Source organism: Niastella sp. (genome assembly GCF_045805085.1).
In the GTDB taxonomy this organism is placed as follows: domain Bacteria; phylum Bacteroidota; class Bacteroidia; order Chitinophagales; family Chitinophagaceae; genus Niastella.
In genome coordinates this window covers 1-19,305 of the sequence record NZ_JBJMLX010000342.1, presented here as the reverse complement: position 1 = coordinate 19,305, position 19,305 = coordinate 1, and the positions used below count along the sequence as shown (strand labels likewise).

The following is a 19,305-nucleotide window of genomic DNA, read 5'->3' as shown; positions in this document are numbered from 1 at the left end:
ATAACCACATGAATAGAAGAAATGTTTTAAAACAGCTCGGTTTGAGCGTTGGCGCTACGGTATTGGGATCAAATACCATGGCGCGCCTGATGAACGATGCCATTGAATACGAAATTCCACGCAACCCATTGCACAAACCACTGGACAAACCGGTTACGGCCATTACCCTGGGGGCAGGCAGCCGCGGAAATGTGTACGGTGGTTTTGCAGAAAAATACCCCAACCTGTTAGATATCGTGGGTGTGGCGGAACCCATTCCCATCCGCAACGAACGCTATGCAAAAAAGCATAATATCGACGACAAGAACCGCTTCAATACCTGGGAGCGGGTTTTTGAACGGCCCAAATTTGCAGACGCTATCATTATTTCCATGCCCGATAACCTGCATTATGCCGCCTGTATGAAAGCGTTGGAAATGGGTTACGACATTTTATTGGAGAAACCCATTGCGCCTACGGAAAAAGAATGCCGGAATATTCTGGCGATGGCTAAAAAAACAGGCCGCATTGTGGCCGTTTGCCACGTGTTACGCTATGCGCCTTACTTTGTAAAAATGAAAGAACTGCTGCAGCAGGGCGTTATTGGCGAGGTCATCAGCGTTCAACACCTGGAGCCCATCGAGCACATTCACATGTCGCATTCTTATGTTCGTGGCAACTGGCACAATTCAAAAGAAACCACGCCCATCATCCTGGCAAAAAGCTGCCACGATCTGGACATCATAAAATGGATGCTCAATAAACCGGCGAAACAAATTTCCGCCATGGGCGATCTGAAATGGTTCAGAAAAGAAAATGCCCCGCAGGGCAGTACCGCCCGTTGTACCGATGGGTGCGCTATTGAACGTGAATGTCCTTATTCGGCTATCCAAATTTACCACGATAAACAACAGCGTACATACGTATTCGATTTGCCCGAAGACAAAAGCAAACAGCCCGAGGCCATTATGGAGTATTTAAAGACCACCAATTATGGCCGCTGTGTATATAAAATGGATAACGATCAGCCCGATCATTACATCACCAACATCCGGTTTGGCGATAACATCACCGCCAGCTTTTCCATGGAAGCCTTTACGTCCTATGCCGGCCGCCGCACGCGGGTAATGGGCGCTATGGGCGACATGGTAGGAGATATGGAAGAACTGGTGATCACCGATTTCAAAACCGGTAAACAAACCAAACTGGTGCCCAAAGCCGAAGATGTGGCAGACTATAAGAACAGCGGTCATGGTGGTGGCGACTGGAACCTGGCGGCAGATTTTGTTCAGGCAGTGGCGCAACAGAACCCTAAACTACTTACATCTACCATCGATGAATCAATAGAAAGTCACATTATGTGTTTTATGGCCGAAGAAAGCCGCAAGACCAACAAGGTGATGGATATAAAAATGTAGTGCCCAAATATTCGATTTGAAATGCAGGATTTGTTTTATCTTAAAGATCATTAACCAAAAACTTTATCATGAACAAACTTATCCTGCCCGTTATCCTGGGGGTATTTGTACTTTTCTTTTCGGGGATACCAATTTCAAACAAGAATTGTGGTCCTACCGTCAACATTATTAACGTTATCCCTCTTAACCGGCAGATAACTGAAGTTCGGGTTACAAACGGCGTGGGTCAAACAACAGTATATACCAATCCTTCATTCCCTATTACCTATTATGGCTCAGGCGCTTTAATCACAGTTGCAGTTTTATTAAACGGCCGGGATCATTTTGCGATATGGTCAAAGACAGCTCAAAATGGAGACGAGTGTAATGTGGTTAATTACCACAATGCGCCTGCTGGTTCTTTACAGTTTAATACCACTTGCAATGAGTATCTGGTAACGATCTGGGGACTTTACCCGTCGGAAAATGGTGAATGTAATTAGAAGGTTTTCAATAAAGCGATGCATATAAAAAATGTAACATACAATGGTCACCGGTAGTTAACTGGTGGCCACATTCACACATTCCCCCACATGAAACACCTTTACCTTGTAGCGCTCGCTTCGGTAACCATGCTTGTCTCCTGCGATTATTTTATTTATACTCACAAAAACAGAAGCCAGAAAAGACGGGAAAAACCATCCATCTTTATTTGTGAACAAATAATTGATTTCAGGGTGGAAGAGGGCCGCTGGCCTTACTCCAAAGAAGATCTGATCCACAAAGGGAAAAAGTATTACGATGCTTTTAAGGACTTCAAATACACCTGGACCGATTTTAAAATAAAAGACTCCAATAACATGACCTTTTATTTTGAGGACCATATTGCAGATGAAACTACCTATCAACTAACAGATAGAAGTGAACTAAACGCCTATGGCGGCAGGATCCGTTTTTTTAGGGTAAAGGACAAATTCGCCTATAAGATCAAAATGCGTTAGTTATCCATTCGCTATTGCCTGCTACCTTCAACTCCTCCTTTAGTGTTAATCCCGACTTGTCGGGAGGGGCAGTGGAATAGATCTCCGCTTCAATAATGCTCAGCGTTCCTTTGGCTTTTGAATCATCGCGGGAAACGCCATCATCCAGCTTTTTGCCATTCACTTCCACCATGGTATTACCGCCTTCATCTTTTGACACCCTGGCCAGTTGGATCCTTACTTTTCTCCCTTTTTCAGGCTTGCAGACAATGGTATAATAACCCAATGTAGGTTTGGTTGAACCTGCAAATACTTCCTTGCCGTCAACGGTAATGATTAATGGATACGCGCGGCTGCGAAAATTATTCAGCTTCAGGGTTACTTCACTTACAGTGGCCGGCCGTTCCAGTTCGTATTCAATCCAGGCAGTTTCCAGTTTGCCATCATTTACCCAATCGCTCAGCTCATTATCATCATAGCTGGCAAAAGCGCTGTCGGCATGTGCGCCCGCAGTAGCTTTTACAATGGCAAGAGGGGTGCGGGTAATAGTATAAGACGGCGTTGAAGGCGTTGGGCCTCTATCCAGTCTGCAGGGCAAGCCGGCAGCCGGAAGCTGAGTAGCCAATCCATCTTTTTCAGCAAAGGGGGTAGCAGTCAGCGCGAGGGTAGCAGGTTGCAACCCATCAGCGGTGGCTTTCACTATTATTTTTCCAGGCATGGTGGTAGAACGGATCAGCACCCGGTTCACGCCATTTTCAACAGGCAGGCTTTTGGCCAGGATGTAATTATCCGGTCCAATAGCCATACCGCCGCGCCATTCGGCTGGTCCTTCCAGGGTAAAATTAATTGTATTCAACGCGCTGGGGCACCGTTCACCTTTGGCGTCAATCACCTCCACTTCAACCAGCGACAGGTCCTGACCATTTGCGATGAATGGAACCGGTCTTTCAATATTGGTCAACCGAAGCGCCACGGGATTTCCTTTGGTGGTGATGGTTCCATCGCACACTGGTTTGCCTTTATCATCGTACCCGGTTGCTGAAATAGTGCCGGGCTGCCATTCTACGTTTTTAAACGTGAACAGGAAGCCATCACTTTTTTGTCCATACCCCAGCGATTTTCCATTCACTTTTAGTTCTACTGTAGCCGCAGATGATACCACATAAATATCTTTTTGTACACCGGGCGCATAATTCCAGTGACCAATAATATGCAGCCTATATTTTTCGGGGCTCACCCAGCCATCCCACATCACCTGGTTGGCATAATAGTTTTGCTTTTTGATCCGCAAGGCATCTACCTCGCCGCTGCGCCGGTAATTTTCCGCCCCGCGGTGATGGGTGTTGGTTTCTGAAAACACAATGTTTACGCCCCCTGCACTCACACGTTTGCCAGTGCCCGGGCGTTCATTCCAGAATTCAAACCACCGTTTTACATTCTCCACCGCGTGCGATTCCATATTGCGGTTATACACGGCCGCGTTTTGTCCGTTGTATTGAGGGCCGTCGCCATCTTTGTGAAAGGGTGGGGTATAGTCGTCCCAGTATTTGCGCGATCCTTCATCACGTGAATATTCCATGGCCCACATAGGAATGTGCGCGCTCTTGTTGGTATACAGCATTTCGCCCCCATATTCAGCCACTTTACTGTCAAGCATTTCGCGAGACCCAATGGCCCGGCCGCCATGCGGATCGTACTGATCGCGGAGCGCTTTCATTTCAGCCATATGCGCTTCGCTGATAGACTCATTCCCCGATTCATAAAAAATGATACTGGGATTATTTTTATTATAAATAATGGCGTCGCGCATCACGGCCTTGCGTTGTTCCCATCGGGTGCCGGTAATATCATGTTCGGCATCGCCGGCCTGCATGGATTGCAGCAAGCCAACCCGGTCGCAGCTTTCAATATCCTGTTTCCAGGGCGTAATGTGCATCCAGCGAACCAGGTTGCCATTGCCTTCCACCATTAAACCGTTACTGTAATCACTTAACCAGGCTGGAACACTTAACCCAATGGCCGGCCATTCATTGCTCGTTCGCTGGGCATAGCCATGCACCATAATCACGCGGTCGTTCAGGTAGATCATGCCATCCTTATATTCCGTTTTACGAAAACCTGTTCTGGTGCTCACTACATCAACCGGTTTGCCATTCACCTTTAATGTGGTTTGAACCGTATATAAATACCCATACCCCCAGCTCCAGAAATGCAGGTTGTTTACTTCCGACGCTGCGTTAACGAGGGTGGTGGCCCCGGGCACCAGCGTAGTAGAAGAACCGGAAAAAGTTTTCACCTGTGTTCCCTTGGCGTCGGTGATAGCTACTTCATAGGCTATAGTCTGTGGTTGATCGGTTTCATTTTTTATTTGTGATTCGGCATGAATGGTGGCGGAACCGCCTTTTATATTAAATTGATCGGCATATATATACACACCGGTTGTGCCCAGGGTAGTGAACAAAGGCAGGGTTTGATATACTTTACCGGTAATGTGCAGGTATACGTTCTTGTTAATACCGCCATAGTTGGCATTGAAGTTTTTATCTTCCCACTGGAATTTGGTATTGGTGGCGCGTTCATGATACTCCCAGCTGTTATCAATACGAACGGCCAGCACATTTTCTGCATCGCCCGTATTTACCCCTTCAGAAATATCGAAACCAAAAGCAGTGACGCCATTCTCATGCAAGCCGATAGACTTGCCATTTAAATAAAATTCACCCGCCTGCCTGATGCCTTCAAACTCCAGGAATATTTTTTGTCCTTTTGCGGCAGCGGGTAATTTAAAATGCTTGCGATACCAGGCAATGCCGGTAGTCAGGTCTTTTATATCTTTTTTAAAAGCATCGTCTTCGTTCCAGGCCCAGGGCAGGGTCACGGGTTTCCAGCCGGCATCATTATAATTATAAGCAGGTTCTTTGGCGGCGGCGGTATCGCCCACCAACACTTTCCAGCTACTATTGAAATTATAAGTAGTTCGTTGAGCATGGGTGTACAGGCAGGAAAACATCAGTAAGAAAGCAGGGAAGCATTTTTTCATCATATAGCGCATAATAGTACGAACTCAAATATAGAAGCCCCACCCCGGGCAACTATCCTGTTGAGTCCTGAATGGTAGAGGGTAGAGGGCAGAAGGCAAAGGGCAAAGATGGCTCGCGACAGTTCAGGTTTCCGCGTTAACTTGTCAACTTGTCAACCTGTCAACTTGTTAACTTGTTAACTCATTTCCCCACTATCAACTCCATCAACTTTATCAACTTGTATTCCTGGTTAACTGGTCAACTGGTCAACTCTTCACCTTTCCCCCAAACTGTTCCGTAGCAAATTGCAGATACTGCTCCCAGTCATATAAGGTTACGGCATGCTTACCGGCCCTGATGTGATAGCGAATGGTGCCGCCAACCGGTTGGTGCAGGGGCGGCAGGCTATCGGTCCCGATCCCTTTCTTCCCAAACAAAGCATATACTTTGCTGGCTTCTTTGGCGCTTAAGAATTCTCCCTTCGGATCGCTCCAGGTATCTTCAACCGCACTGGCCACATATAAAGGCCGCGGCGCCATTAACGACAATAACATATGTGCATCAACCGGCAAGGCATTCACATTGTCGCCATAGGTTTTATATTTTGCGGCAAACCAGTGCGGAAAATGGGCCGTGATGATCTGCACGGTTTCACCATACCATCTTCTTGACAAGGCGGCCCCGCCTTCACCCGATTCATTGGAAACGATCAGCGCGAAACGCGGGTCGCTGGCGCCGGCCCATAAAGCGGCTTTGCCCAGGCGGGAATGTCCGATCAGGGCAATTTTACCGGCGTCGATATGGCTGTCTTTTTGCAGGTAATCAACGATCCGGCTTAACCCCCAGGCCCATGCGCCCATGGCGCTCCATTCATTGGGTTGAATGTTCAGCACCTCTTTTAACGTGGTGCGAATGCCAGTTGTGTAGCCCGTTGCGGTATCGGGTTCAAGATCTCCATAATAAGCCGTAGCCACGGCAAAACCTTTTTCCAGTATGGTATTTAATGACCAGCCGGCCGTATCCGTGCCACGCGAGGCTTCTGTGGCCCGGTTGTTCACTACGCCTTTCCCTTTGAAATTCATCCACCGGTTGCTAAGCAATACATTTTTTTCCGTGGTGATGGTATGATTGCCGCTGAAATTATACCCTACAAAAACGGGGGCCGGTGATTTCATGCCATTGGGAATGTACAGCAATACATCCATGTACACCGATGTATCGGCAGGATGCAAATAAATACGTACCTGTTTCCGGGTAGCTGTTCCATCCAGTGCCTTGCTGTCTGTTTCAAGTACCTTGAAGCGACTGTTTATTTTTTTTGTTGGATACCGCCCGAACTGGTATTCCTCATATAAATGATAAATATAGGGCCGTTGTACCTGTTGCCACTCCTTACTGCTGGTAACGGTTTTGCCGTTGGGTAGCTGAAGCACATCAGGCAGTGTATAAGGTTGCACCTTCGATTCGTCGATGTTGGAAGGAAAATTCTGGGCCCGTGCAGCCATTGCGGTCAGGAAGAAAAGCAGTACAGCCAATTTACAGGTATGATTATTTTTCATATAACAGACTTTAAGCGTATCCGCAATTTATTGGGTAAATTACAGTAAAATAACACACGGATAAAACCATTTAACTATGACGATGGACAAACAACCCACTTATGGAAATGGAAAGATCTGCTATATTGAAATGGCTGCTGAGGACATAGAACGTTCTGCTGATTTTTACAAAGCAGTATTTGGCTGGAAGATTCGCAAACGCGGCGATGGCGCCACTGCGTTTGATGATGGGGTAGGTGAAGTGAGCGGCGCCTGGGTAAAAGGCCGCACGCCTGCTACCACTCCCGGTTTGCTGGTGTATGTTATGGTAGACGATATTGAAGAAACAATAGCCAAAGTGATTACTAATGGCGGCACTATTGTACAACCGGTTGGCGAAGATGCGCCTGAGATAACCGCCCGTTTTAGCGACCCCGCCGGAAATGTGATCGGTCTGTATCAAAATCCGAAGTAGTCAATATACAGTACCTTTACGCACTACTATGAAACAAAGAAAGTTCCTCAGTGCGCAATGGCTTCGGCTTATTATGGCCAATTATGTGGTTGATCCCGGCATGCTGCAACCATTCTTACCTGCCAAAACCAGTCTGGACACTTTTAATGACCGCACCTATGTAAGCCTGGTTGGATTTCTTTTTCATGATACCCGGGTACTGCGCATCAGCATACCCTTTCATACCAGCTTTCCCGAAGTGAACCTGCGTTTTTATGTTCGCTACAAAGAAAATGACCAATACAAACGCGGCGTGGTGTTTATAAAAGAGATCGTTCCCAAACGGGCCATTACCTTTATTGCCAATTCGCTGTTTAAAGAGCGCTATATTACACTGCCCATGAAGCATTTTGTGCATATGGCCGACAACGAACAGCATGTGGGCTACCACTGGAAATTCAATAACCGCTGGAACGGCATTGAAGTAAAAACCGGGTTGACAAAATTTCCCCTGCAGGCTGGCAGTGAGGAAGAATTTATTACCGAACATTTCTGGGGCTACTCCAGGATGAACCAACACCTCACCGGCGAATACCAGGTATCTCATCCCAGCTGGAATGTTTTTCCCGTTCATGACTACTCCATTAATTGCGATTTTGGCAACCTGTATGGGCCTTCGTTTTCGGTGCTGAAAGACCAGGCACCGGTTTCTGTTTTCCTGGCCGAAGGGTCGGAGATTAATGTGTATAGTAAGCGGGTGGTTTGAAAGGCAGAGACAGGTTGATCAGTTGACCAGTTAACCAGTTGACCAGGAAAAAAAAGGTATAGAATTCAGCATTCCAGGAGAGCGGGGAGGCCTGAAAACATTGAACCTACAACTTCTTTAGGATCTTCTTCGCTCTTGAGTGAAAAGCCGCCGTTTCATACGGCCAGCGTTCTTCAATGATTAGTTTTAGCTCAGGTTTAATATCAGGGTAATGAGCCGACAGGTTCTCCAGAATGGCCAGCGAGAATGCTTTGATGGCCGGGGCGGTATTGTTATCGGCAATAAATTCGAAACAATCGTTCATTACCTGTCCGTGAAAGCTTTTGGGAATACTTACATATTGAAGCAGCCGTACCACGTTTCTGACCACGGCAATATGCACACCCGGCTTTTTCAACAGGGGCAGGATCTGTTTAAACCAGGGCGCTATCAGTTCCGGGTGGTGCTCCACACAAATGCTCAGGGGCCAGGCGGCCCGTTGCGTTACCCGGTACTCACCTTTTAAAAACAATTGCATCAGCTCCGCAAACCGGTCTTTATCGCCCCCCACATATTTTACTATTTTCTCACATTGCGTTTTGGAATGCTCCTTTTCTATTGTTTTTAATAAATCCATATAAATTTGAAAAATAGCCATTTTTTAAAATTATCAAATGAAAAAGACCCAGCTATTTATCGCGCTTATAATTTGTATAGGAACCGCCTGCACTCCCAAAAAAAGCGGCGGCATTGTTGTATTTCAAACTGATTTTGGATTAAAGGATGGAGCCGTGAGCGCCATGAAGGGCGTAGCCACGGGCGTTGACCCGGATCTGAAACTGTACGACCTGACCCATGAGATCCCGGCTTACAATATTTGGGAAGGCGCTTACCGGTTGCAGCAAACCGCGCCTTTCTGGCCGGCCGGGACAGTTTTTGTTTCGGTGGTGGATCCGGGAGTGGGCACCAGCCGAAAATCGGTGGTACTGAAAACAAAAACGGGGCACTATTTCGTAACGCCCGATAATGGCACCCTTACATTAATAGCTCAATCACTTGGAATTGAATCTATACGCGAGATCAACGAAGAATTAAATAGAAGGAAAAACTCACAGGCATCGTACACTTTTCATGGCCGGGACGTGTATGCATACACCGGGGCCAGGTTGGCGGCCGGGGTGATCAGTTTTGAACAGGTAGGCCGGGAATTATCACCTGCAGTGGTGACCATTCCTTACCAAAAAGCTGTGGTTCAGGGGGATTCAATACTGGGTAACATACCCATTCTTGATGTTCAATATGGCAACATCTGGACTAATATTAACGATTCGATTTTCAAAGTGTTACACGTGGAACCTAAAGAAAAAGTGGAGGTAAATATCAATAGAAATGGCATCCTGGTCTTTGACGAGGATGTTGAATTTGTACACACGTTCGGAGACGTGCCGCAGGGCAAAACGCTGGCTTATCTGAACAGCCTGATGAACTTTTCGCTGGCCATAAACATGGGTAACATGGCCGATTCTTTCCATATAAACAGCGGAGCCGAGTGGAATATTGTAGTCTGAAGGAAAAAACCAAATTAATTTTTACACAATTCCTCCTAAATAGTGGATAACCAGACGAGTAGAAAAAGAGGAAAAATAAAATTCATATTAGAGGGATAGCAATCACAGTAAATAATATTTATTTACTGAATTTCAAATACTTAATAGCTTTATTGATATTTAAAGTGAAGGCAACCTATTGAAAGTCTGCTCAAATATGAAAACACAAGGCCGGGAAATCCAGCCTTTTTACTTTCATGGTTGAGAAAAGAGATAAGATCGAAGAAACAAACCTTTTGTTTAATTGGAATAAATCATCACAATTACTTGATTATTAATTTAATTATCCATCAAACAATTACACCTGTAGAGCTGTGAGCGGTAGTATTGCGCTGATAATATACAGTAAGCCCCAGATACAGCAATAAGTAAGATCAGCCATACCACGGCCTAAGATCCAGGCAGGATTAGCCGTATCACAACTGTACCATAGCCGTAGATACAGGCAGGATCAACCGTACCACAGCCGTACCACAGCCGTAGATGCAGGCAGGATCAACCGTACCACAGCCGTACCACAGCCGTAGATGTGCCGATGTTGAACGAATCAATGAGTTATATAGTCAATAGGGATTGCTGGCGAAGATCGTAGCGTTATGGTCTTGGAATGGCAGGGTAATGGTAGTCTAATGGCCTAAGTATTGCCTGGGAATTGCCTGGTTATTGCCTGGACACCCTAGTACATAAGGCACTTAGGCAACTATTAGGCAACCCCAAGGCAGCTCCCAGGCAACTCCCCTACAATCCCAAGGCAATCCCAAGGCACTTCCGATAGGTAGTATCCATATCCCATCCATCTGATGAATCCCATGAATCCCAGTTCAGACAACGGTCAGATTATATTCTTCTAACTTAGTTGGTAAGTTCATTAGTTTTACAGCCTATTATTGCAAAGGGAAGGAATTAACTACGTTAAAAACAGTACCTGTACTATGACAATAAAAAATTTGCATATTCCAAAGCGTTCGGACTTAGGCGAAAAAGGGGTTACCGTATTGGCTGGCGATATCGGAGGAACTAAAACCAACCTGGCATTTTACCAGGCTACCGATGCCGGGTTGAAGATAGTGGAAACCGGCAGGTACCCTTCTGCAGAATATGCATCGTGCGTTGCCATTATGCAACAGTTCTTATCAGAAAAGAAATGCCCGTTGCCCGACAGGATCTGCCTGGGTGTGGCCGGTCCCGTGCTGAATGGAAAAGTAAACCTGACCAACCTGAGCTGGGATATAGATATACAGGAAGTAAAAAAATCGATGGGCGTGGAAGCGGTATTCCTGTTGAACGACCTGGAATCGATGGCCTACGGACTGGCAGGGTTAACGGAAGATGATTTCATTATCCTGCACCCCGGCAATGAAAACAGCACCGGTAATATGGCCATCAATGCACCCGGAACGGGATTGGGCCAGGCCGGTTTGTTCTGGAACGGAAAAAATCATTTTCCCTTTCCTACTGAAGGCGGGCATGCTGATTTTTCGCCGCGCACCGATGATGACATTGCTTTACTAAAATACCTGCAAAAAGAATACGGCGTTGTAAGCTGGGAAAAAGTAGTGGCCGGTCCGGCCATTGTAGATATCTATCGTTTTTTACGTGATGTAAAAAAGATGGAAGAGCCTGAGTGGTTAAAAGAAGAACTGGCAAAAGAATCACCTGATTCTGCCGTCATAAGCGGAGCCGCGATAGAACAAAGATCGGCGATCTGTGTGCAGACGATGGAATTATTCGTACGCTATCTCGCACGCGAATCATCGAACCTGGTGTTGAAAATGAAAGCTACCGGCGGTTTGTTCCTGGGTGGCGGTATACCACCAAAAATTGCGCCCCTGTTGCTGCAAAAACAGTTCATGGAACATTTCATGGACTGCGACCGTATGCAACATTTGCTGGAGAATGTACCAATAAGGATCATTAAGAATGACAAAGCCGGTCTGATCGGCGCCGCCTGGTATGGAGCCTACTTAATGTAACTATAAAAGATAAGCGAACAGCCCCGCATATACGAGACTGTTCGCTTATTAGTTTACTTTACTGCTGTGATGTTGAGGTAGGAGATAGATTGATGTTCATTGTATCTCTCTTCTTGGTTGTATCTTTCTTTTTCTTAGGAGTAGTATCCTGCTCAATATAATTGCCATTATATTGTTCTGCTCTCACTGGGTGATTTGATACTACCATTGTAAAGGCGAAAATGCAAAGACCAATGCCTGCCGCTAAAAAGCTTCTTTTCATAACTTTGAGTTTTTAGTATATTAAAAATGTAATTGACAACTATATGGGGGCGGTGCAGGCTACTAAATCAGGTTAAGCAATCAGCTTGTAGTTTTAAAATCGCTAGGTTATCCATTAAGTAATAAGAATCATGCCAAAAAAATACAGACCCTATAAAAATCTGCCTGTTATTTATTAATAATTTTTCAGAAATACTTTAATCAATCCGTATTATTTATTGATAATCGGTGAGATATATTTTAGCATACAATATTAATCCCGCTCATTCGTCTACCACTTGAAAATACCTTAACACCCTTGGAAAAGGCAACCCAATAACCAAAAAAGGTATTAATCACAATAAAAAACAGGTAATCAAGCCTGCCCGATCAACATTGATTTATAAACATCAAAAATGTTAACCGCTTTATATGGCTCGTGGAAAAAGACAGGATAACGGTGTTCGTAAACCGGATATGCCTAAAGCAAAATTGAACAGGGAAAATCTGAAAGAAGCAGTATTAATTTTCAGCTATCTTAAACCATATCGCTGGACGTTTGTAACCGGCCTGCTTTTTATTGCCCTTTCCAGCGGCACCACCATGGCATTTCCTTATTTCTTAAAGAAGTTGATAGATAGCGCGCAATCGCTGAGCCTGGGTAAAAATGCCGTTTCACCCGGCACCATTGCCCTGTGGATGTTGGGTATTTTAAGCCTGCAGATGATCTTTTCATTTATGCGGGTATATATATTTACGTATGTAGGCGAGCATGCGCTGGCGGATATGCGAAAGGAGGTCTACCGTAAAATGATCATGATGCCCATGAATTTCTTTGCCCAACGAAGGGTGGGGGAGTTATCGAGCCGCATCAGCGCTGACCTGTCACAGATACAGGATGCCGTTACGGGCATGCTGGCAGAAATTTTGCGTGGGTTGCTTACGCTGATCATCGGCATGGTATTAATATTTGTGTTGTCCCCTGCATTGGCAGGGCTCATGTTATCGGTATTACCGGTTATTGTGGTGGTGGGTGTGCTATTCGGGAAAAGGATCCGCAAACTATCGCGTAATACGCAGGACCAGCTGGCCGATTCCAATATTATTGTGCAGGAAACCCTGCAAGGCATCAGCAATGTAAAATCGTTTACGAATGAATGGTATGAAATAGGCAGGTATACCCGCAGTTTACAGGACGCCGTTAAAATGGCCATCAACAATGGCCGTTTCAGGGGCTTGTTTGTGTCATTTATATTGATGAGCATTTTCGGCACTATCATTTTGATAGTATGGTATGGAACTACCCTGGTGCAACATGGCGCCATCACCTTTGGCGACCTGACTGCATTTGTGGTATACACTGCTTTTGTGGGAGGAAGTATGGCGGGCTTTGCCGATCTGTACAGCCAGTTGCAAAAAACACTGGGGGCTACCCAACGTGTTCGGGAAATTTTGCGCGATGAAACCGAACCGGTAGTTGTTGTTGATGAACCGGTGCAGGAGAAAAATAAATTACAGGGCGCTGTTACATTTGATCATGTTGCCTTCAGCTATCCCAGCCGCAAGGAAGTGCATATCTTAAAAGATGTAAGCATTACCGCCGCGCCCGGTGAACAAATTGCCATTGTGGGTCCAAGTGGAGCAGGGAAATCAACCATTGCCGCCTTGTTGTTGCGTTTTTATCAACCCGATGAAGGACAATTGTTGTTTGATGGCAAACCGGCCGACACCATACCACTTACTGAACTTCGAAAACAAATGGCATTGGTGCCACAGGATGTAATGTTGTTTGGGGGAACCATTAAAGAAAATATCACTTACGGTAAACCTGGCGCTACCCAGGCCGAAATTGAAGCCGCTGCCCATAAAGCAAACGCGCATGATTTCATCACCAGCTTTCCCGAAGGATATGAAACTGTAGTAGGGGAGCGGGGTATTAAATTGTCGGGTGGACAACGGCAGCGGATTGCCATTGCACGGGCCATTTTGAAAGACCCGGTTATCCTGGTGCTGGATGAAGCAACCAGTTCATTGGACTCCGCATCGGAATCGGTAGTGCAGGAGGCCTTGGAAAATCTTATGAAGAACCGCACTTCCTTTGTGATTGCGCACCGGCTATCGACCATTCGCAATGCCGATAAGATCATTGTGCTCGACGGCGGTCATGTAGTGGAAAGCGGCACCCACCAGCAATTACTGATGCAGGAAGACGGGTTGTATAAGAGCTTGACCAAATTGCAGCTGGAGTTTACTTCCGAATAGCTATTTGCATTATTAAATCCGCATTAATATTTTCCCGCGCTGCCCACCAGTTTATATTTTTTGTCGTCTAATGCCCGTCCCGGTAATAGGATCCAGGGATTCCGGTGTACAAAAAACAATTATAAACTGCGTAATGAAATCTGTATTAGCACTGTTTTTAGCAACGCTTATCGCAATATCCGTATGTGCCCAAACCGACAATTCGCCCAGGAACAAACCGGCCGCAGCAGGCGGCGGCAAATTGTTCGGCCGCATTGTAGATTTGAAAAATAACAAAGGCATTGACGCCGCTTCTGTTCAACTTTTTCAAAAGAACAGCGACATCCTGGCAGGGGGTATGCTCACCAAACCCAATGGGGACTTCGACATCAGCAACCTCCGCACCACCGATACATTCAAACTGGTGGCCACTGCTATAGGATATGCTAAACAGGAATTGATCATCACTTTCGATAAATTGGCCAAAGGCAATGCAACCGCCGAAAAAGACCTTGGCAATATCAAATTAACCGCCGAATCGCAATACCTGGGATCCGTAACAGTAGTTGCCCAGAAACCTGCGCTGCAAATGGGCATCGACCGCAAAACGTTCGATGTTGAAAAGAACCTGTCATCAGCAGGGGGTACCGGTATCGACGTCATGCGCAATATTCCATCCGTTACGGTAGATGTGGACGGGAATGTGTTACTGCGCAACAACACGCCCCAGATTTATGTAGATGGCCGCCCTACTATACTTACTCTAGACCAGATACCTGCCGACAATATCGAGCGGGTTGAACTCGTCACTAATCCCTCGGCCAAATTTGATGCAGCCAGCACCGGCGGGATCATTAACGTGGTGCTCAAGAAAAATAAAAAACTGGGTCTGAATGGAATTGTTTCGGCGGGCGGCGGTTCGCCGGATATTTACACTGGTAATTTGGGGCTTAATTTACGCGAGGGGAAATTCAATTTTTTTCTGAACGGAAACTTCAATCATTCAGGCGGCCGGCCAAAATCAGCAACCTATCGCCAGGATAAAAACAATGGTGTTATTGAAGATTATTTCAACCAGTTTGCCCTTACCAATCGTAAACGGCAGTTTTACAATGTTCGGTTTGGCATGGATTATTTCATGGATAACAGAAACACATTCACCTTAACACAAAGCTTTGGCGGGGGCAGGTTTACCAATCTGGAAGATCAAAACCAGGAATACCTCGATGTAAACCAGCAACCGACTCATTTTGGGTTTCGCACTTCAGATGGCAAATCAACCAATGAACGCAGCAGCACCCAGCTCATCTTCAAACATAATTTTGTTGAAGCCGGTAAATCATTCAGCGCCGATGTGAGCTTTAACCATGGCAATAACGTAGACAATACCAATATTCTGAATACGTATGCTGATCCAAACGGTTCACAATATTCGCCCGACAGCCGCATCCACAACAATGGAACAGGCCTCAATAACCAGGTTACCATGCAGGTTGATTATGTTGATCCGCATGGGGAAGACAGCAAATTGGAAACAGGCATCCGGACATTTATAAATGACAACACCAGTGTTTTTAACTCCTTTTCGGTAAATAACGGCAGTGAGACCAAGTTACCGCTCAGCAATAATTATAAGTATCGCCAAATGGTGAACGCGTTTTATATAACGTATACCGGCAAAGTGCTGGGCATCGGTTACCAAGCCGGTTTGCGGGCCGAACATTCAAAGTTCGATGGCGAACTGGTTGACAGTGCAAAGAAATTTGGTTACCAATATCCCAACAAGATCAGTAATTTGTTCGACGCCCTGTTCCCCAGCTTATTCCTGAGCAAAAAGGTAGGGGACGACGAGGAGTTACAATTGAATTACAGCCGCCGTATCAGCCGGCCCGACTTCTGGCAAATGAACCCGTTTGTTGATATCAGCGATCCGTTGAACATTCGCCAGGGTAATCCGGCGCTGCGTCCCGAATTCACCAATTCATTTGAATTCAATTACAATAAAACCTATCATTCGGGAAATTTCCTGGGTGTTATTTACTTCCGCAACACTACGGGCGACATCACCCGCTACAGCGATACCATCACCGCCGCCCAATACCAGCAATTGAACAATGCGAGCGTTGGCCCAAGCGCTATTTTAAATACATTCATCAATGCCCAATACCAGAACCGCTGGGGTTCAGAACTGACCCTGCAACAAAAAGCAGGGCAACAACTTGATATTACGCCAACCGTAGACCTGCAATACAAAAAGGTGAAATCGAATGTGAACAATGTTAACCTGAGCAATGAAGGGTTTAACTGGGAAGCCAAACTGATCATCAATTACCGGGTGGTGTCAAAAGCAGCGCTCTGGAATAAATGGAGTTTTCAGGTAACCGGTGGTTATGAATCACCAGAAGTGATTCCCCAGGGTAAACGCAAGGAAATGTATGGCATTGACCTTGGGTTGCGCAAAGAATTCCTGAAAAATAAAGCCACCTTCACCTTCAATATAAATGATGTATTCAACTCAAGAAAACGGGGAAGCATCAGCGATACCGAGAATTTTTACCAGGATAGCTACCGCCGCTGGGATGTTCGCAGCTTCCGCGCCACGTTGACTTATAAATTTGGCAAGGCGGACTTCCAGTTATTTAAGAAGAATGGCAATCATGAAGAAAACGAGGAAAGAGATTAGTTTATTTCTATTTCACAAAATCCACGTACATATAACGAAAGTTAATCACCATCTCTTTGAACTGGTTCATAATGTCCTGGCCAAAATTGCCGTAATATAATTTGTCTTTTGGGCTAGGGCTGCTTGTTTTCACGGCCACATCTTTCAACAGGGCAGTTTGTCCGGCAACAGTGATGGGAATTTGTGACAGGCGATAAGCTTTTGATTTGGCAATACCACCAGCGCCGCCGATCTGCATTTCAAATGAATAACCGGCCGTATCGACCAGTGTTTTATAATCGTGGTAAAATGGTTCATTTAAAAAAGTGAACTGGGCGCCGGTATCGAATGTAAAAGCCAGAGTATCGGTATTGTAACCAACCGAGATCACCGGCAACAATTCATCAACGCCAAAATTGCGGATGTTACGGTCAACGGCTACCTGCGGCACGGTAAGGTTATTTTTATCGATGTGTATTTCCTGTAATTGTTCAATAATGGGGAAGCCCAGAATGCCTTTGATCTTATACTGGCCGCGTGCAAAGGAAAGCGAACTGTCGGGAAAGATCATGAATACTGCATGCTGCACTACAATATTGCCCAACCGTAATTCATCGGCAATGCCCAGGCTGGCATTAACCTGCAAACCGGTAATGGCCCTTACTTTAAACCGCACATTCAATTTACGCAGGTTGGCTTTACGGGCATAGGATTCCGTTATTACGGAAATATTGGCGCCGGTATCGAATACAAAATAATAAGAACTGTCGACAAAACTTACCGGAACGGTGATTAAACCAGCCAGATCGCGCCGGTAGCCGATCTGATTATCACTAGAGATAACCGTGATTTGTGCCGGCACATCCTGTAATCCTTTCCAGATAAGATCAGAATTGCGAACATCTTCCCGTTCTTCGGGCGACAGCGCACTCCGGTATTTGTGCAATAAAAGCTGGGTGGCAAGATGGGCGTCGCGGTACTGGAACAGCTTTACATGATTATCGATCTTCTTCATCAGCAAATAGCCGATCTGGATGCTCGTAAGCTGATCTTTGTGAACTGCCAGCAACTGGGCTATTTCATTGTTGGAAGTGGTTAGATCGTGAAAAAAGTTATGTAAAAAAGCCTGGTAATACAATCTTTTATAAGCTGGCAGGTCCCTGTATGCATCACTTTGCAATTGGCGTTGCAGTTCAAAAAAATGCCGGTGCACCAACAGGCTGTCCAGCGGGTTGCGATCGGCAGCCTGCAATACAAATCCCGTAAAAAAGCAAATAAAGAATAATAATATCCGCATGGTCTCAAAATTAAGCTACCTTATCTTTGTTCCGTTATGAAAAAAAATGAATTAATCAATGAATTGATACAAACACGCAGGAGTGTGTTTACACAACAATTTGAAGCGGGAAAAGTTATTCCGGATGAGATCATTTGGCAAGCCCTTGAAAACGCCAACTGGGCGCCCAACCACAAGTTTACCGAACCCTGGCGGTTTACCGTTTTTACCGGTAATGGTTTACAAAAACTGGCCGAACAACAGGCTGAGATCTATAAAAAATATGCCGGCCCAAAATTCAAACAAAATAAATACGAGCAAATGCAGGTAACGCCCCAACAATGCTCGCACGTGATTGCCATAGGCTGCAAACGCCATACAGACCAGCTGCCCGAAATGGAAGAAATTGCGGCGGTAGCCTGCGCCGTACAGAATATTTATCTTACTATTTCTGCGTACGGGAATATTGGCGGTTACTGGAGCACCGGCGGCATTACTTTTATTGAAGAAGCAAAATCATTATTTGGTTTGGGGCACGATGATGTGCTGATGGGTTTCTTTTACCTGGGTTATGTAAAAGTTCCATCTGTTGCGGGTAAACGAAAACCGGTGCAGGAAAAAGTTACGTGGATAAATTAGGACTGGGATAATGGGATTGATGGGATTATGCGATAACGGATAATGTGCAAATTGGGAAGAAAATTTATTGGCAGGAGTGTGCTGAATCTGGTTTTAGGCAGGGTTTTGGCTCAAATTTTTGGGTGAAAGGCGCTTAATTGAAATCCTTGAAGTTTTTGCTGCTGCGATAACCCAGCCAGATAAAAATGACAGGAATAAACAGGATTAAAATCAGGGAGATTAAACCAAGCATACAAATCATTTTTTAATAGGATGCAGACCGGTTATTAAACGCATAAAGTATGTAGTTTATTATAAGTAGTTTCCCTAATAGGGTATAAAATTGAACCGGGCCCGGTTAACATGATCTGGATCATGCATTTCAGTTCAAAAGTTTCAGGTTACTGGGTTCAGGTTTCAGATTTATGGGTTTGTAAGTTCTTGAGTTAGTAAATTCTTTGGTTGCCGGTTTACCGGTTCGCGGCTCATTTAGTTGCCAGTTACCGGTTTTTTGAGCTGGCCCCGCGGCGTCCGACCGAATACCTGAAAGAATTTATTCCTGCAGGAATTCTTCC

General features: G+C 45.5%; 15 protein-coding genes. 10 read left to right on the top strand and 5 right to left on the bottom strand.

Annotated elements, in window-relative coordinates; genetic code table 11:
• Positions 1–8: 8 nt before the first annotated feature.
• The 3 genes from ACJ751_RS17980 (at position 9) to ACJ751_RS17970 (ending at position 2,377) form a co-directional block, all read left to right on the top strand.
• A complete protein-coding gene (locus tag ACJ751_RS17980) occupies positions 9–1,397 on the top strand; it encodes a Gfo/Idh/MocA family protein (RefSeq protein ID WP_407746906.1) in 1,389 nt (462 codons plus the stop codon).
• Positions 1,398–1,465: 68 nt separating this feature from the next.
• Complete coding sequence (locus tag ACJ751_RS17975; RefSeq protein ID WP_407746905.1) at positions 1,466–1,879, top strand: hypothetical protein; 414 nt, start codon at positions 1,466–1,468, stop codon at positions 1,877–1,879.
• A 90-nt stretch (positions 1,880–1,969) separates the two neighbouring features.
• Positions 1,970–2,377, top strand: coding sequence for a hypothetical protein (locus ACJ751_RS17970; RefSeq protein WP_407746904.1), 408 nt, complete (start codon positions 1,970–1,972; stop codon positions 2,375–2,377).
• Here the strand turns inward: ACJ751_RS17970 and ACJ751_RS17965 are convergent.
• Complete coding sequence (locus ACJ751_RS17965; RefSeq protein ID WP_407746903.1) at positions 2,364–5,399, bottom strand: DUF4982 domain-containing protein; 3,036 nt, start codon at positions 5,397–5,399, stop codon at positions 2,364–2,366. The genes ACJ751_RS17970 and ACJ751_RS17965 overlap by 14 nt on opposite strands.
• A 243-nt stretch (positions 5,400–5,642) precedes the next feature.
• Entirely contained in the window at positions 5,643–6,935 is a 1,293-nt protein-coding gene (locus ACJ751_RS17960; protein ID WP_407746902.1) for a hypothetical protein, read from the bottom strand.
• A 76-nt stretch (positions 6,936–7,011) separates the two neighbouring features.
• Between ACJ751_RS17960 and ACJ751_RS17955 the strand changes: the two genes are divergently transcribed.
• Together ACJ751_RS17955 and ACJ751_RS17950 are read left to right on the top strand one after the other, a co-directional pair.
• Positions 7,012–7,389, top strand: a complete 378-nt coding sequence (locus tag ACJ751_RS17955) for a VOC family protein (protein WP_407746901.1) — start codon at positions 7,012–7,014, stop codon at positions 7,387–7,389.
• 28 nt (positions 7,390–7,417) lie between these two features.
• Positions 7,418–8,134 (top strand): YqjF family protein, encoded by a 717-nt coding sequence (locus tag ACJ751_RS17950; protein ID WP_407746900.1) that lies wholly within the window; start codon positions 7,418–7,420, stop codon positions 8,132–8,134.
• Between the two features lie 106 nt (positions 8,135–8,240).
• Here the strand turns inward: ACJ751_RS17950 and ACJ751_RS17945 are convergent, their stop codons facing one another.
• Positions 8,241–8,771 (bottom strand): hypothetical protein, encoded by a 531-nt coding sequence (locus tag ACJ751_RS17945; RefSeq protein WP_407746899.1) that lies wholly within the window; start codon positions 8,769–8,771, stop codon positions 8,241–8,243.
• Between the two features lie 16 nt (positions 8,772–8,787).
• On the opposite strand from ACJ751_RS17945, the gene ACJ751_RS17940 reads away from it, so the two are divergent.
• Together ACJ751_RS17940 and glk are read left to right on the top strand one after the other, a co-directional pair.
• Positions 8,788–9,681, top strand: a complete 894-nt coding sequence (locus tag ACJ751_RS17940) for an S-adenosyl-l-methionine hydroxide adenosyltransferase family protein (RefSeq protein ID WP_407746898.1) — start codon at positions 8,788–8,790, stop codon at positions 9,679–9,681.
• 971 nt (positions 9,682–10,652) lie between these two features.
• Positions 10,653–11,693 carry a glucokinase gene (gene glk / locus ACJ751_RS17935; protein ID WP_407746897.1) on the top strand — a complete coding sequence of 347 codons (1,041 nt, stop codon included), beginning with the start codon at positions 10,653–10,655 and terminating at the stop codon, positions 11,691–11,693.
• A gap of 58 nt (positions 11,694–11,751) precedes the next feature.
• Here glk and ACJ751_RS17930 read toward each other — a convergent pair whose 3' ends face one another.
• Positions 11,752–11,955: a hypothetical protein gene (locus ACJ751_RS17930; protein WP_407746896.1), complete on the bottom strand. Its 204-nt coding sequence runs from the start codon at positions 11,953–11,955 to the stop codon at positions 11,752–11,754.
• 410 nt (positions 11,956–12,365) lie between these two features.
• Here ACJ751_RS17930 and ACJ751_RS17925 point away from each other — a divergent pair, with 410 nt between their 5' ends.
• Positions 12,366–14,195, top strand: a complete 1,830-nt coding sequence (locus ACJ751_RS17925; RefSeq protein ID WP_407746895.1) for an ABC transporter ATP-binding protein — start codon at positions 12,366–12,368, stop codon at positions 14,193–14,195.
• Positions 14,196–14,328: 133 nt separating this feature from the next.
• Positions 14,329–16,857 carry an outer membrane beta-barrel protein gene (locus ACJ751_RS17920; RefSeq protein WP_407746894.1) on the top strand — a complete coding sequence of 843 codons (2,529 nt, stop codon included), beginning with the start codon at positions 14,329–14,331 and terminating at the stop codon, positions 16,855–16,857.
• A 7-nt stretch (positions 16,858–16,864) separates the two neighbouring features.
• On the opposite strand, the gene ACJ751_RS17915 is transcribed toward ACJ751_RS17920, so the two are convergent.
• Positions 16,865–18,133: a TIGR02281 family clan AA aspartic protease gene (locus tag ACJ751_RS17915; protein ID WP_407746893.1), complete on the bottom strand. Its 1,269-nt coding sequence runs from the start codon at positions 18,131–18,133 to the stop codon at positions 16,865–16,867.
• A gap of 36 nt (positions 18,134–18,169) precedes the next feature.
• Here ACJ751_RS17915 and ACJ751_RS17910 point away from each other — a divergent pair, with 36 nt between their 5' ends.
• Complete coding sequence (locus tag ACJ751_RS17910) at positions 18,170–18,751, top strand: nitroreductase (protein ID WP_407746892.1); 582 nt, start codon at positions 18,170–18,172, stop codon at positions 18,749–18,751.
• The last annotated feature ends 554 nt before the right edge of the window (positions 18,752–19,305 follow it).